Origin of the sequence: Streptococcus mitis, from assembly GCF_002096925.1 — a bacterium.
GTDB lineage: Bacteria > Bacillota > Bacilli > Lactobacillales > Streptococcaceae > Streptococcus > Streptococcus mitis_AF.
Window position 1 is genome coordinate 44020 of record NZ_NCVN01000084.1, and the last position, 14607, is coordinate 58626.

The following is a 14607-nucleotide window of genomic DNA, read 5'->3' on the forward strand; positions in this document are numbered from 1 at the left end:
AATCAACATAAATAATGCTAAAAAGGTGTGAAGATTAGATGGATAAGACTGTTTTTGAATCGTTTGAAGATTACTTAGAAGAAGCGAATTACCCTCAAGGAAAGAAAAAAATCATGCAGGCAGCAGTGGATCTCATATCAACTAGGAGTTACCATGGGACCTCAACTCTTCACATAGCTGAGCGTGCTGGACTAAGCCAGGCAACTTTGTTTAAGTATTTTAAGACGAAGGATGATCTACTGACGGCTATTTTACATCCTGTAGTCCCAGGCATTTTCGGTAGTTTTGTTGAGGAACTCTTAGCTTTTGAAACGACAGAAGAGAGGGTTCGTTATCTCGTCCACGATCGTATGAGCTATCTCAAAAAAAATCGTGCTTTGATGAAAATCATTCTGCAGGAGAGTTTTTCAAATAAGAAACTAAAAAATGAACAGATTTTTATCTGGAATGCTATTCAAGATAAACTTCGAGTGCTTCATAAAGAATTGCTAGCAGATCCACGTGTAAATCCAGAGTTAACGATTCCTCAAATGGTTCGTATTTGTGTTGGTCCATTGTTGGCTTACTTCGCTCAACTTTATATCGTTAGCGACAACGGAGAAATAAAGGAAGAGGACCTAGACTTATTAGAAAAACAGATTTTAGGTGGTTTGTGGAAATAAGGGAGTTCTAGAAGAGCTAAGATTTATTTACTTGACTTTCAAACAAGCTAAAAAAGACATGTTCTGCTTATTTCAGATTCATGTCTTTTTTGTTGTTGGATTTTGTATTCTTCATAAGTCCTCAATCACTTTGCCAAAACAGAAACCGACTGCTCCAGCGGTGCAACGATTTCTCAAGTGTATGGAAGAGGAGATTTCTGGCTTGCTAAAGAGAATTCCTTGACACTCTGCCAGCTTTTGATACAATAGTACAAAATCAGAGGAGGTGGGTTATGATTCAGAAACATGCGATTCCCATTTTAGAGTTTGATGACAATCCTCAGGCGGTTATCATGCCCAATCACGAGGGGCTGGACTTGCACTTGCCCAAGAAGTGTGTCTATGCTTTTTTAGAAGAGGAGATTGACCGTTATGCGAGGGAAGTAGGGGCGGACTGTGTCGGCGAATTTGTTTCTGCCACCAAGACCTATCCAGTTTATGTCATCAATTACAAGGGCGAGGAACTTTGTTTGGCTCAGGCTCCTGTTGGTTCAGCTCCAGCAGCCCAGTTTATGGATTGGTTGATTGGATATGGTGTGGAGCAGATTATTTCCACTGGAACCTGTGGTGTGCTGGCTGATATAGAAGAAAATGCCTTTTTAGTCCCTGTTCGCGCTCTGCGAGATGAAGGTGCTAGCTATCACTATGTGGCACCTTCTCGTTATATGGAAATGCAGCCAGAGGCTACTGCTGCTATTGAGCGAGTGTTGGAAGCCAAAGGGATTCCCTATGAAGAAGTCATGACCTGGACGACAGACGGTTTTTACCGAGAAACGGCTGAAAAGGTGGCTTATCGCAAGGAAGAAGGCTGTGCTGTTGTGGAGATGGAGTGTTCTGCGCTTGCAGCAGTAGCCCAACTGCGTGGGGTTCTCTGGGGAGAGTTGTTGTTTACAGCTGATTCCTTAGCAGACTTGGACCAGTACGATAGTCGTGACTGGGGTTCAGAAGCTTTCGAGAAGGCCTTGGAACTCTGCCTTGAGATAGCCTTTCAGATATAGCTACTCTCCTACTTTTTATGGTACAATGGATGTATGTTATTCAAATTATTTGTGAAAAAAATTGAGAGAGCCTTGGGCGGACTTTCGCCAGCTCGTCGCATCTTTTTAAGTTTCGCTGGAGTTATTTTTATAGGCTCTCTCCTTTTGAGTTTGCCTTTTGTCCAAGCGAGTGGTTCGCAGGCCACTTATTTTGACCATCTTTTTACGACGGTGTCTATGGTCTGTGTAACCGGCCTTTCTACGCAACCGGTAGCTACTACCTATAATGTCTGGGGGCAGTTGATTTGTATGCTCTTGATACAGATTGGTGGTCTGGGGCTCATGACTTTTATCGGGGTCTTTTATATTCAGGGGAAGCAAAAGCTCAGTCTTCGCAGTCGTGAAACTATTCAGGAAAGCTTTAGTTACGGGGAGACTCGGTCGCTGAAGGCCTTTATGCGATCTATCTTTTTGACGACTTTTCTAGTGGAGGGCTTGGGTGCCTTTCTACTAAGTTTCCGTTTTATTCCTGAGTTCGGCTGGGGACGAGGCATTTTTACCTCTATCTTTTTAGCCATTTCAGCCTTTTGTAATGCTGGTTTTGATAATTTCGGCAGTAGCAGTTTAGTGGCTTTTCAGACGGATCCCTTGATCAATCTGGTCATTGCTGGCTTGATTATCACGGGTGGTCTTGGCTTTATGGTCTGGTTTGACTTGGCAACCCAGTTTGACAAGAAGAAAAAACGCCGTCTGCGTTTCCACACCAAACTAGTCCTCTTCTTGACTGCAGGGATTTTGCTGTTTGGGACAATATCCACACTCTTTACGGAGTGGCACAATCCAGGAACCATTGGCAATCTCAGTGTGCCAGAGAAAGTGCTGGTCAGCTTTTTCCAAACCGTCAGCATGAGAACGGCCGGTTTTGCTTCTATTGACTATACTCAAGCTCGACCTGTGACCTTGTTTATCTATATCCTACAGATGTTTCTGGGTGGAGCGCCTGGAGGGACGGCTGGGGGGCTCAAGATTACGACTTTCTTTGTCTTGTTGGTCTTTGCGCGTAGTGAATTGCTGGGCTTGCCTCATGCCAATGTTGCGCAGAGAACCATTGAGGCTCGAACAGTCCAAAAATCCTTTAGTGTCTTCATTATCTTTTTGATGACCTTCTTGTTGGGCTTGATGTTGTTGGGAATTACGGCAGAAGGAACACCGCGATTTATCTACCTCATGTTTGAGACCATTTCAGCCCTTGCGACAGTTGGGGTGACGGCAAATCTGACACCAGAATTGGGCAAGCTAGCTCTCAGCATTGTCATGGTGCTCATGTTTATTGGCCGTATCGGTCCCTTGACCTTGCTGGTTAGTCTAGCTGACTACCAGCCTGATAAGAAAGATTTGATTCAGTATATGAAAGCAGATATTAGTATTGGATAAGAAAGGAAGAATGATGTCAGATCGTACGATTGGAATTTTAGGTTTGGGGATTTTCGGGAGTAGTGTCCTGACGGCCCTAGCCAAGCAAAATATGAATATTATTGCCATTGACGACCACGCCGAGCGTATCAATCAATTTGAGCCAGTTTTGGCGCGTGGAGTTGTGGGTGATATTACAGATGAGGAACTCCTCAGAACTGCAGGAATTGATACATGTGATACGGTTGTAGTGGCAACAGGGGAAAATCTGGAGTCGAGTGTGCTTGCAGTTATGCATTGTAAGAGCTTGGGAGTACCAAGGGTTATTGCCAAGGTCAAAAGCCAGACAGCTAAGAAGGTGCTAGAAAAAATCGGTGCTGACTCGGTGATTTCACCTGAGTATGAAATGGGGCAGTCTCTAGCGCAGACCATTCTCTTTCATAACAATGTTGATGTCTTTCAGCTGGATAAAAATGTGTCTATCGTAGAGATGAAAATTCCTAGTGTCTGGGCAGGTCAAAGCCTGAGTCAGCTAGACCTACGTGGCAAATACAATCTCAATGTCCTAGGATTTCGTGAACAGGAAAATTCACCACTGGATGTCCAGTTTGGACCTACTGACCTCTTGAAGGCAGATGCCTATATCTTGGCGGTTATTAACAACCAGTATCTAGATGACTTGGCAGAATTAAATTCGTAAGGAGGGAGCACCCCTCTTTTTTGATGTTCAAAATAGCAAATAGAGATAGTAACCCTTGTATTCTAATAAAAGTCCTTCAAAGTCTGGACTTTATGGTAGAATAGAAAGAAGTGACAAGAGAGAGTAATACTCTTCGAAAACCTCTTCAAACCACGTCAACGTCGCCTTGCCGTAGGTATAGGTAACTGACTTCGTCAGTCTTATTCACAACCTCAAAACCGTGTTTTGAGCTGACTTCGTCAGTTCTATCTGCAACCTCAAAGCAGTGCTTTGAGCAACCTGCGGCTAGTTTCCTAGTTTGCTCTTTGATTTTCATTGAGTATAAGAAAAAATCAGTCCCCTAAAGGAGTAGATTATGAAGTTATTGTCTATCGCCATTCCTAGCTATAATGCCGCAGCCTATCTTCATTACTGTGTGGAGTCGCTAGTGATTGGTGGTGAGCAAGTTGAGATTTTGATTATTAATGATGGGTCTCAGGACCAGACTCAGGAAATCGCTGAGCGTTTAGCCAGCAAGTATCCTAACATCGTGAGAGCCATCTATCAGAAAAATAAGGGCCATGGGGGTGCCGTCAATTGCGGCTTAGCGGAGGCTTCTGGTCGTTATTTTAAAGTAGTTGATAGTGATGACTGGGTAGATCCTCGTGCCTATTTAAAAATTCTTGAAACCTTGCAGGAACTAGAGAGTGAGGGGCAGGAAGTTGATGCCTTTGTGACTAATTTTGTATATGAAAAGGAAGGTCAGTCTCGTAAGAAGAGTATGAGTTACGAGTCCGTCTTGCCTGTCCAGCAGATTTTTGGCTGGGATCAGATTGGAAATTTCTCAAAAGGCCAGTATATCATGATGCACTCGCTGATTTACCGGACAGATTTGTTGCGAACGAGCCAGTTCCAATTGCCTGAGCATACCTTTTATGTCGATAATCTCTTTGTCTTTACCCCCCTTCAGCAGGTCAAGACCATGTACTATCTGCCTGTCGATTTCTATCGTTATTTGATTGGGCGTGAGGACCAGTCAGTCAATGAGCAAGTGATGATTAAGCGCATTGACCAGCAACTCAAGGTCAATCGACTCTTGGTAGACCAGCTTGATTTATCTAAAGTAAGCCACCCCAAAATGCGAGAGTATCTGCTGAATCATATTGAAATCACGACGGTGATTTCCAGTGCCTTGCTCAACCGAGCAGGCACAGCAGAGCATCTTGCCAAAAAACGGGAGCTGTGGACCTATATTCAGCAGGAAAATCCAGAGGTCTTTCAGGCCATTCGCAAGACCATGCTCAGCCGTTTGACCAAACATTCAGTCTTGCCAGCTCGCAAACTTTCCAATGTTGTCTATCAAATCACCAAGTCTGTTTATGGATTTAATTAATATAAGTATTTTATAAGAGGGATTTAAGAAAAATTTTAACTTTTTCTTAATCCTTTTTAATTTTAGGAGATTATACTAGAGTCATCAAATAAAGAAAAACTCTAAGGAGAATCCTATGAAATTCAATCCAAATCAAAGATATACTCGTTGGTCTATTCGCCGTCTTAGTGTCGGTGTTGCCTCAGTTGTTGTAGCCAGTGGCTTTTTTGTCCTAGTTGGTCAGCCAAGTTCTGTACGTGCCGATGTGGTCAATCCAACCCCTGCTCAAGTTGTGCCAGACGCGGCTTCGGTGAGTGAAAAGAGTGACTTACCAGCAGAACTTCTCAAAGAAGCAGTCGATACCGCTCTTCCTTCAGAAGAGGTAGACTCAACACCTAAAGCAAGCTTGGATGCTACAAGCTCGCCAGAAAAAGTGAATGTAGCTGATAAAGACCAAGTGGTAGCGCCAAAAGAAGAAGTGCAAGCAAAACCAGAATCTAAGAAAGAAACAGAAGATGCGCTTAAACCTGCGACAAATCCTGCGCCTACAGTTTCTGGACAAGACCGTGAAGCAAATGAAGCGCAACCAGCAACCACTCCAGCCGAAGTCCAAAAAGGTGTGGCCGACAACACCAAAGACACAGTAGATGTTCCAGCTACTTACTTGGACAAAGCGAACTTCCCAGGCCCATTTACAGCTGGTGTCAACCAAGTTATTCCATACGAATTCTTCGCCGGTGACGGTATGTTGACTCGTCTTATCTTGAAAGCCTCAGACAAGGCTCCATGGTCAGACAACGGTTCAGCTAAAAATCCAGCTCTTCCACCAGTAGAAAAATTGGGAAAAGGACTTTACTTCTATGAAGTAGACTTGGCAGGCACCCAAGGTAAATCTGATAAAGAGCTTCTAGACCTCTTGAAACAAAACGGCACTCAAAGTTACAAGGCAACTATCAAGGTTTACGGTGCTAAAGATGGCAAGGCCGATTTGACAAATCTCGTAGCGACTAAGGATTTGACAGTGAACTTGAATGGACATCAGTCTCTGATTCCGATGCAGTCAGGTTTCGTCCCATCTTCTAATGGTTCAGCTATGCCAGCTCCAATGATGAATAGTCATCAAGATGCATCGAATATGAAAGCTCAAATGCCTAGTGCCAATCAAGATGAGGTGAAATCTAAAATGCCAGCTGCTAGTCAGGATAAGATGATGCCTAACAAAGAGCAGGACAAAACCATGAATGCTAGTCAGCCTATGGTAACTTCAAGTAAAATGCCTGATGAAGGCAAGATGGCATCTAATAACAAGGTGTCAACTCCAATGACGGCTGATCAAATGAAAGACCAAAAAGACATGCTTCCATATACTGGTGAAGCCCAAACATCAATGGCTACTATTGGATTCTTTGGATTAGCATTGGCTGGCCTGCTAGGTGGACTCGGTTTGAAAGCTAAAAAAGAAGAAAATGACTAGTCTAGCTACAGACTTTCTATCTAGGATATGAAAAATCTAGATATCGTTTAGAATGTTCGTAAAGAGATTAAAATAGTGTTATACTATTGTGGTATAGCACTGTTTTTTTCAAAGGAGAGACAGATGGGAAAGACAATTTTACTCGTTGACGATGAGGTAGAAATCACAGATATTCATCAACGTTATCTGGTTCAGGCAGGATATCAGGTTTTGGTGGCCCATGATGGAGTAGATGCCTTGGAAATCTTCAAGCGAAAACCGATTGATTTGATTATTACAGATATCATGATGCCTCGCATGGATGGTTATGATTTAATCAGCGAGGTTCAGTATCAATCTCCGGATCAGCCTTTTCTCTTTATCACGGCTAAAACCAGTGAGCAGGATAAAATTTACGGCCTAAGCTTAGGGGCAGATGACTTTATTGCCAAGCCCTTTAGTCCACGTGAGCTGGTTTTGCGTGTCCACAATATCTTACGGCGCCTTCATCGTGGAGGTGAGACAGAGGTCGTCAGTCTCGGGGATTTACGGATGAATCACGGTAGTCATGAGGTCCAAGTCGGAGATGTGGCGCTTGATTTGACCGTCAAATCCTTCGAACTTCTATGGCTTTTAGCCAGTAATCCAGAGCGAGTTTTTTCTAAGACAGACCTCTATGAAAAGGTCTGGCAAGAAGACTATGTGGATGACACTAATACCTTGAATGTTCATATTCATGCTCTGCGACAGGAGTTGGCTAAACATGCTAGTGCAGAAACACCGACCATCAAAACCGTCTGGGGCTTGGGCTACAAAATTGAGAAAGCACGAGGTAGTTAATGAAATTAAAAAGTTACATTTTAGTGGGGTATATCATTTCAACACTCCTAACGATTATCGTGGTTTTTTGGGCCATCCAGCGAATGTTAATTGAAGAAAGAGAAATTTATTTCCTAGTGGGTATGACTCTCGTGGCTAGTTTTATCGGTGCTGGGATTAGTCTCTTTCTCCTATCGCCGGTCTTTACTTCATTGGGCAAACTCAAGGAACATGCCAAGCGGGTAGCGGACAAGGACTTTCCATCAAGTCTGGAGGTTCAAGGCCCTGTAGAATTTCAGCAATTAGGCCAAGCTTTCAATGAAATGTCCCATGATTTGCAGGCCACCTTTGATTCTTTGGAAGAAAGCGAACGAGAAAAGGGCTTGATGATTGCCCAACTTTCGCATGATATCAAGACCCCCATCACTTCGATCCAAGCGACGGTAGAAGGGATTTTGGATGGGGTTATCAAGGAAGGAGAACAGGACCATTATCTAGCAACCATTGGGCGCCAGACGGAAAGACTCAACAAACTGGTTGAGGAATTAAATTTTTTGACCCTAAACACAGCTAGAAATCAGGTGGAAACGACCAGCAAGGCCAGCATTTTTCTGGACCAGCTCTTGATTGAGTGCATGAGTGAATTTCAGTTCTTGATTGAGCAGGAGGAACGAGATGTCCATTTGCAGGTAATTCCAGAGTCTGCCCGGATTGAGGGAGATTATGCCAAACTTTCTCGTATCTTGGTGAATCTGGTCAATAACGCTTTTAAATACTCAGCTCCAGGAACCAAGCTGGAGGTGGTGGCTAAGCTGGAAAATAACCAACTTTCAATCAGTGTGACCGATGAGGGACAGGGGATTGCCCCAGAGGATTTGGAGAATATTTTCAAACGCCTTTATCGTGTAGAAACTTCTCGTAACATGAAAACAGGTGGTCATGGCTTAGGGCTTGCGATTGCGCGTGAATTGGCCCATCAATTAGGGGGAGAAATCATAGTTACCAGCCAGTACGGCCACGGAAGCACCTTTACCCTCCTTCTTAACCTCTCTGGCAATGAAAATAAAGCTTAAAACCCCTTTACAAATCTAGCCATTCATGGTAAAATGGATTTTGTGTGAAATATCAGCAGGAAAGCATGAAGCTCGTCAACAGGTGTCTTATGATAAGTAACCTTGGCTGTTTAGGCGAAGGGCATCTGCACGAATCAGGGCTTTCTAAGTGACTATTTCCACCGAAATATTATTTATATCAGGAGGACATTCACATGTCACGTTATACAGGACCATCTTGGAAACAAGCTCGTCGCCTTGGCCTTTCACTTACAGGTACAGGTAAAGAATTGGCACGTCGTAACTACGTACCAGGACAACACGGACCAAACAACCGTTCTAAATTGTCAGAATACGGTTTGCAATTGGCTGAAAAACAAAAACTTCGTTTCACTTACGGTGTAGGTGAAAAACAATTCCGTAACTTGTTCGTACAAGCTACAAAAATCAAAGGCGGAATCCTAGGTTTCAACTTCATGCTTCTTTTGGAACGTCGTTTGGATAACGTTGTTTACCGTCTTGGTCTTGCGACTACTCGTCGTCAAGCTCGTCAATTCGTAAACCACGGTCACATCCTTGTTGACGGAAAACGCGTTGATATCCCATCATACCGCGTAACTCCAGGTCAAGTGATCTCAGTTCGTGAAAAATCATTGAAAGTTCCAGCTATCCTTGAAGCAGTAGAAGCTACTCTTGGACGTCCAGCATTCGTATCATTCGACGCTGAAAAATTGGAAGGTTCATTGACTCGCTTGCCAGAACGCGACGAAATCAACCCAGAAATCAACGAAGCACTTGTCGTTGAATTCTACAACAAAATGCTTTAATTTTAAGAAATATCTTACAGAAAGCCTACAACAGTGGGCTTTTTGCTTTGTCTTAAAATGTTGATTTCTGGGTTTGCTTAGAGATTTGCTAGTAAGGTTATTGGTGTATCTAGGTCTATCTATTCCAAGAATGACGCGATATTGATGATATAATATTTTAGCCTCCTCAGTTTAATGAAGGGAGGTGTTATGTATGCTAGAGTTACTTTCCCTTTTTCAAGCTCCGTTACTTGTTAACGTACTATCTGAGATTTTCAAGCTATGGATAAAGAGACGTAGCAAGTAGCATTTAACCCTTTTAGAGGGTAGCAAAAAACCCCATCGGTGGCACGGTGGGGCTTTTTAGTTATATATGCTAGAAGCATTATTTTCCCTTTATGCTTTCATTCTAACACAACCCCTCCGATGTTTCAAGCTTTTGTTTTGATATTCCTCAGAGTGTGTTTGTGGTTTGAGTCCGCTTTCCTGAAATTATCCCACGCGCTACCAAGTTCCATTCTACAGCAAAGAAATCAACTCTTTTCTAGGGGATTTCCGCCCTCATTTTTGTCTTTTGTGCTAAAATAGACTTATAAATTGAAAATAAGGAATGTTTATGAAATCAGGTAATGGTTTTTGGAAAGGCTGTCTCTATTTTTGGGGCTTCTTGTTCTTACTGGGCCTTTTGGTCCAATATGCTCTTCCGCTTGCGGCTTGTGTCCTGCTAGGTTATGGTGGTTATCGTCTCTATAAACGTTGGCGCTATCCTCTTTTACAGGATGCTTCGCTCGACGATCGGATTGAGCTTTTAAAAGCTAGAATTCGCCAGGCGGATAAAGATATTCAGCAGTTAGAGGGAGTCTTGGTAGAGAAAGGCTCAGATTCCTATAAGAGTCTGGCCAATCAAGTATTGATCGAACTGCGGGAAATTCATCAGGAGGCGGATCGTCTCAAGTCCTATATCGATGCTGATATCTACAACCGTATTGACAAAAAGGTTCGTACAGTGCGGGCAACTATCGATGTTCAGCTAGAACGTTTGGATAGGGAAAGTCAGGTAGATCTTGAGAATGCGGAGCCAGAGGAATTAGCTCCAGAATTGTCCCAAACCTTGGCTAATATTGCCATTGACCATCAGGCCATTTTAGACAAGATTGCCACCTCTGCCGAGGGGGATAAGGAAGAATTGACTGCTATTCATAGTTTGAAGATGGAGAAATTCCAAACGATTTTAGAAGGCTATTTAAAGATTAAGGCCAATCCGAAGAACTATAATCGAGCAGAAGAACGCTTGCAACAAGCTAAAGCAGCCATCGAACAATTTGACCTTGAGCTAGACCAAGTCTTGAGAGAACTCAATGAAACAGATATGCGTGATTTTGATATCAGTCTGCGTATCCTAGAAAAAAATCGTAAAGAATAGGTTAGAAACAAAGGAGTAACCATGACAGAATTTAATTTTGATATTGACCAGATTGCTAATAATACGGTAGCTAAGGTGGATAAAACAACCCAAATCATCGAGACCAATACTGGCTCAGACAAGACCTTGACCTTTCTTGAAAAGTTGAGCCCTGAGCAGCAAGAAGGAATCAAGGCGCACGTGCCCCAGTTGGTAGACCAGTTTGTCACAAATCAAAACGCTCTTTTGGATTTTGGCCAATCTGCTGTAGAAGGTGTGAACAATACAGTTAATCGTATCTTGTCAGAGCAAAAGAAACTGCAGATTCCCCAAGTGGATGACTTACTCAAGAATACCAACCGTGAGTTGCAAGGCTTTGTCGTCAAATACAAGAACGCTGAGATTGCTGAGTTAGAAGAAAAGCCAAACTTTTTGCAACGATTGTTTAACAAGAGTAAAAATACGCTACAAGAATTTTACTTTGATTCAAAAACAGTAGAGCAAAAACTCGATGGCATGGCTGCCGCAGTGGTCAAGCAAGAAGATGTGCTAGCTCGAAATATCGTCTCTGCTGAGATGTTGATTGAGGACAATACCAAATCTATTGAAAATCTAGTGGGAGTGATTTCCTTTATCGAAGCTAGCCAGACCGAAGCTGGCAATCGCGCTACAGAACTGAAAGCTCAAGCTGACCAACTCGATACAAGTACGGTAGAATACCAAACCAAATCACAAGAATTGGCCCGCATGGCTGAAGTGGTCAATACCCTCGAACAACAGCACACTGAGTATGTCAGCCGTCTCTATGTTGCCTGGGCAACAACACCTCAGATGCGCAATCTTGTGAAGGTGTCATCTGATATGCGCCAAAAATTGGGCATGCTTCGTCGCAATACGATTCCAACAATGAAGCTTTCTATTGCTCAACTGGGTATTTTGCAACAATCAATGAAATCAGGTGTCGTGGCAGATGCCATTGTCAATGCCAACAATGCTGCTCTTCAGATGCTAGCTGAGACCAGCAAGGAAGCGATTCCGCAGATGGAAAGAATTGCCCAAAGCCCGACAGTCGCTGTCGAATCAGTTACCAAACTGGCTGAAAGTCTGGTCGCTCAAAACCAAGGTATCGTCGCAGCTATTGAATTGGGACGTCAGAAACGTGCCCAACTAGAAACAACCATCGTCAAGTCCGCAGAAATGATCAACGATTCTGTCAAACTACGCGATGAGAAAATTGTCCAAGCCCTTCTAGACCAAGGCAAGGCTGCTCAGAAAGAAGTACAAGAATAATACACAAGTCCCTTGTAATGTAGATTTGCAGGGGATTTTGGATTCTTCCTATATATTAGAGCCTCTAATTTATTTCACAAAAAATGTAGTCAAAAATGTAGTCATTAGATTGATTTTTATTGTAATGTACTGAAATTAACAAAAAGAAAAAACGCTGATCAAGCGTTTTTCTTCTGTATTGATTTGTATTGAATGCTTACTTAACTTCTGTAAACACAACGTGTTTGCGAAGTTTTGGTGAGTATTTCTTCAATTGAAGACGGTCTGGAGTGTTACGTTTGTTTTTAGAAGTAAGGTACAAGCGTTCACCAGATTCTTTGTGTTCAAGTGTAATATTTACGCGCATGGTATCTCCCTTCTATTATTCAGCTGATGCAGCTTTAGCGATTTTACGTCCTTTGTAGTATCCTTTAAGTGATACACGGTGAGAACGTGAGTAATCTCCAGTAGTTTCGTCAAAGTTTACAGATGGAGCTGTTACTTTGTAGTGTGTACGACGTTTGTTTTTCTTCGCTTTTGAAGTGCGACGTGCAGGTACTGCCATTTTGATTTCTCCTTTAGGTATTTATATTCGATTCAATCTACTGATTTTCATCAACCATACTAGGATAACACATTTTTTTTGTAAAGTAAAGTTACTTGACAAAAAAAGATGAAAAAATTAGAAGGTCATCAACCAAATTAATCGAAATTTTCTGAAAATTCAAGAATTTTCTTCTGTTCATTGCTTTTAAAATGTGCTATAATAGTAAAAACTGAAATGGGAGGGAACAAATGACTGAATTAGATAAACGTCACCGCAGTAGCATTTATGACAGTATGGTAAAATCGCCAAACCGTGCTATGCTTCGTGCGACTGGTATGACAGATAAGGACTTTGAAACACCGATTGTTGGGGTTATTTCGACTTGGGCGGAAAATACACCATGTAACATCCACTTGCATGATTTTGGGAAATTGGCTAAAGAGGGTGTCAAATCTGCAGGTGCTTGGCCTGTGCAGTTTGGGACTATCACTGTAGCAGACGGGATTGCCATGGGAACGCCTGGTATGCGTTTCTCTTTGACATCTCGTGATATTATTGCGGACTCAATCGAGGCAGCTATGGGTGGTCATAACGTCGATGCCTTTGTCGCTATCGGTGGCTGTGACAAGAATATGCCTGGTTCCATGATTGCCATTGCCAATATGGATATTCCAGCTATTTTTGCTTATGGTGGAACTATTGCACCGGGAAATCTTGATGGTAAAGATATTGACTTGGTTTCTGTTTTTGAGGGTATCGGAAAATGGAACCACGGTGACATGACAGCTGAGGACGTAAAACGTCTTGAATGTAATGCCTGCCCTGGACCTGGTGGCTGTGGTGGTATGTATACTGCTAATACCATGGCGACCGCTATCGAAGTTCTCGGTATGAGTTTGCCAGGCTCTTCATCTCACCCAGCTGAATCAGCAGACAAGAAAGAAGACATCGAAGCAGCAGGACGTGCTGTTGTTAAGATGTTGGAGCTCGGTCTCAAACCATCAGACATCTTGACTCGTGAAGCCTTTGAAGATGCTATCACTGTAACCATGGCTCTCGGTGGTTCTACAAACGCCACTCTTCACTTGCTTGCCATTGCCCATGCTGCCAATGTTGACTTGTCTCTTGAGGACTTCAATACGATCCAAGAGCGTGTGCCTCACTTAGCCGACTTGAAACCATCTGGTCAGTATGTCTTCCAAGACCTCTACGAAGTCGGTGGTGTGCCTGCGGTTATGAGATATCTCTTGGCAAATGGTTTCCTTCACGGAGATCGCATCACATGTACTGGTAAGACAGTTGCTGAGAACTTAGCTGACTTTGCAGACCTTACACCAGGTCAAAAAGTTATTATGCCACTTGAAAATCCAAAACGTGCGGACGGTCCATTGATTATCTTGAATGGGAACCTTGCCCCTGATGGAGCGGTTGCTAAGGTATCAGGTGTTAAAGTGCGTCGTCACGTTGGTCCAGCTAAGGTCTTTGACTCAGAAGAAGATGCTATTCAGGCCGTTCTGACAGATGAAATCGTTGATGGCGATGTAGTCGTTGTTCGTTTCGTTGGGCCTAAGGGTGGTCCTGGTATGCCTGAGATGTTGTCACTTTCATCAATGATTGTTGGTAAAGGTCAAGGAGACAAGGTTGCCCTCTTGACAGACGGCCGTTTCTCTGGTGGTACTTATGGTCTGGTTGTTGGACATATCGCTCCTGAAGCTCAGGATGGTGGACCAATTGCCTACCTTCGTACAGGCGATATCGTTACGGTTGACCAAGATACCAAAGAAATTTCCATGGCCGTATCCGAAGAAGAACTTGAAAAACGTAAGGCAGAAACTACCTTGCCACCACTTTACAGTCGTGGTGTCCTCGGTAAATACGCTCACATCGTATCATCTGCTTCACGCGGAGCCGTGACAGACTTCTGGAATATGGACAAGTCAGGTAAAAAATAAACTTAAAAAGCAAGCCAATCTCGGCTTGCTTCTTTTCATCTTCAAAAGTGATTTGCCTGCTTATACTCAATAAAAATCAAAGAGCAAACTAGAAAGCTAGGCGCAGATTGCTCAAAACACTGTTTTGAGGTTGTGGATAGAACTGACGAAGTCAGTAACATCTAT

13 protein-coding genes and 2 pseudogenes are annotated in these 14607 nt (G+C 43.0%); 13 read left to right on the forward strand and 2 right to left on the reverse strand.

Features of this window, described 5'->3' with window-relative positions; all coding sequences use genetic code 11:
- Positions 1-38: 38 nt before the first annotated feature.
- The 12 genes and pseudogenes from B7692_RS09220 (at position 39) to B7692_RS09280 (ending at position 11964) form a co-directional block, all read left to right on the forward strand.
- Positions 39-662, forward strand: coding sequence for a TetR/AcrR family transcriptional regulator (locus B7692_RS09220; RefSeq protein ID WP_000361928.1), 624 nt, complete (start codon positions 39-41; stop codon positions 660-662).
- Between the two features lie 272 nt (positions 663-934).
- The gene (locus B7692_RS09230) at positions 935-1699 is read left to right on the forward strand and encodes a nucleoside phosphorylase (protein ID WP_084930505.1); all 765 of its coding nucleotides are present in this window, start codon (positions 935-937) and stop codon (positions 1697-1699) included.
- A gap of 33 nt (positions 1700-1732) precedes the next feature.
- Positions 1733-3112, forward strand: a complete 1380-nt coding sequence (locus B7692_RS09235; RefSeq protein WP_084930506.1) for a TrkH family potassium uptake protein — start codon at positions 1733-1735, stop codon at positions 3110-3112.
- 13 nt (positions 3113-3125) lie between these two features.
- Entirely contained in the window at positions 3126-3791 is a 666-nt protein-coding gene (locus tag B7692_RS09240) for a potassium channel family protein (RefSeq protein WP_084930507.1), read from the forward strand.
- Positions 3792-4146: 355 nt separating this feature from the next.
- The gene (locus B7692_RS09250; RefSeq protein WP_023948424.1) at positions 4147-5163 is read left to right on the forward strand and encodes a glycosyltransferase family 2 protein; all 1017 of its coding nucleotides are present in this window, start codon (positions 4147-4149) and stop codon (positions 5161-5163) included.
- Positions 5164-5278: 115 nt separating this feature from the next.
- A pseudogene (locus B7692_RS09255) lies at positions 5279-6182 on the forward strand (SSURE domain-containing protein); the annotation flags it as partial.
- 311 nt (positions 6183-6493) lie between these two features.
- Positions 6494-6616 (forward strand): annotated as a pseudogene (locus B7692_RS11600) (LPXTG cell wall anchor domain-containing protein); the annotation flags it as partial.
- Positions 6617-6739: 123 nt separating this feature from the next.
- A complete protein-coding gene (locus B7692_RS09260) occupies positions 6740-7435 on the forward strand; it encodes a response regulator transcription factor (RefSeq protein ID WP_084930509.1) in 696 nt (231 codons plus the stop codon).
- Positions 7435-8487, forward strand: a complete 1053-nt coding sequence (locus tag B7692_RS09265) for a sensor histidine kinase (RefSeq protein WP_084930510.1) — start codon at positions 7435-7437, stop codon at positions 8485-8487. Before B7692_RS09260 ends, B7692_RS09265 begins: the two co-directional genes overlap by 1 nt.
- Positions 8488-8681: 194 nt before the next feature.
- Entirely contained in the window at positions 8682-9293 is a 612-nt protein-coding gene (rpsD, locus tag B7692_RS09270; protein WP_000092756.1) for a 30S ribosomal protein S4, read from the forward strand.
- Positions 9294-9888: 595 nt separating this feature from the next.
- A complete protein-coding gene (locus B7692_RS09275) occupies positions 9889-10695 on the forward strand; it encodes a coiled-coil domain-containing protein (protein WP_084930511.1) in 807 nt (268 codons plus the stop codon).
- 21 nt (positions 10696-10716) lie between these two features.
- Entirely contained in the window at positions 10717-11964 is a 1248-nt protein-coding gene (locus B7692_RS09280; RefSeq protein ID WP_084930512.1) for a toxic anion resistance protein, read from the forward strand.
- Positions 11965-12160: 196 nt separating this feature from the next.
- On the opposite strand, the gene rpmG is transcribed toward B7692_RS09280, so the two are convergent.
- Together rpmG and rpmF are read right to left on the reverse strand one after the other, a co-directional pair.
- Positions 12161-12310, reverse strand: a complete 150-nt coding sequence (rpmG, locus tag B7692_RS09285; protein WP_001265622.1) for a 50S ribosomal protein L33 — start codon at positions 12308-12310, stop codon at positions 12161-12163.
- A gap of 15 nt (positions 12311-12325) precedes the next feature.
- Positions 12326-12508 carry a 50S ribosomal protein L32 gene (gene rpmF / locus B7692_RS09290; protein ID WP_000290417.1) on the reverse strand — a complete coding sequence of 61 codons (183 nt, stop codon included), beginning with the start codon at positions 12506-12508 and terminating at the stop codon, positions 12326-12328.
- A 230-nt stretch (positions 12509-12738) separates the two neighbouring features.
- Here rpmF and ilvD point away from each other — a divergent pair, with 230 nt between their 5' ends.
- Entirely contained in the window at positions 12739-14442 is a 1704-nt protein-coding gene (gene ilvD, locus B7692_RS09295; RefSeq protein ID WP_000137346.1) for a dihydroxy-acid dehydratase, read from the forward strand.
- Positions 14443-14607 lie beyond the last annotated feature (165 nt).

Excerpts from the sequence above, each read along its gene's own strand:
- rpsD (WP_000092756.1), top strand. The coding sequence starts at position 8,682 with ATGTCACGTTATACAGGACCATCTTGGAAACAAGCTCGTCGCCTTGGC.
- B7692_RS09250 (WP_023948424.1), top strand. The coding sequence starts at position 4,147 with ATGAAGTTATTGTCTATCGCCATTCCTAGCTATAATGCCGCAGCCTAT.
- B7692_RS09265 (WP_084930510.1), top strand. The coding sequence starts at position 7,435 with ATGAAATTAAAAAGTTACATTTTAGTGGGGTATATCATTTCAACACTC.
- ilvD (WP_000137346.1), top strand. The coding sequence starts at position 12,739 with ATGACTGAATTAGATAAACGTCACCGCAGTAGCATTTATGACAGTATG.
- B7692_RS09275 (WP_084930511.1), top strand. The coding sequence starts at position 9,889 with ATGAAATCAGGTAATGGTTTTTGGAAAGGCTGTCTCTATTTTTGGGGC.
- B7692_RS09230 (WP_084930505.1), top strand. The coding sequence starts at position 935 with ATGATTCAGAAACATGCGATTCCCATTTTAGAGTTTGATGACAATCCT.
- B7692_RS09240 (WP_084930507.1), top strand. The coding sequence starts at position 3,126 with ATGTCAGATCGTACGATTGGAATTTTAGGTTTGGGGATTTTCGGGAGT.
- rpmF (WP_000290417.1), bottom strand. The coding sequence starts at position 12,508 with ATGGCAGTACCTGCACGTCGCACTTCAAAAGCGAAGAAAAACAAACGT.
- B7692_RS09280 (WP_084930512.1), top strand. The coding sequence starts at position 10,717 with ATGACAGAATTTAATTTTGATATTGACCAGATTGCTAATAATACGGTA.
- B7692_RS09220 (WP_000361928.1), top strand. The coding sequence starts at position 39 with ATGGATAAGACTGTTTTTGAATCGTTTGAAGATTACTTAGAAGAAGCG.
- B7692_RS09235 (WP_084930506.1), top strand. The coding sequence starts at position 1,733 with ATGTTATTCAAATTATTTGTGAAAAAAATTGAGAGAGCCTTGGGCGGA.
- rpmG (WP_001265622.1), bottom strand. The coding sequence starts at position 12,310 with ATGCGCGTAAATATTACACTTGAACACAAAGAATCTGGTGAACGCTTG.
- B7692_RS09260 (WP_084930509.1), top strand. The coding sequence starts at position 6,740 with ATGGGAAAGACAATTTTACTCGTTGACGATGAGGTAGAAATCACAGAT.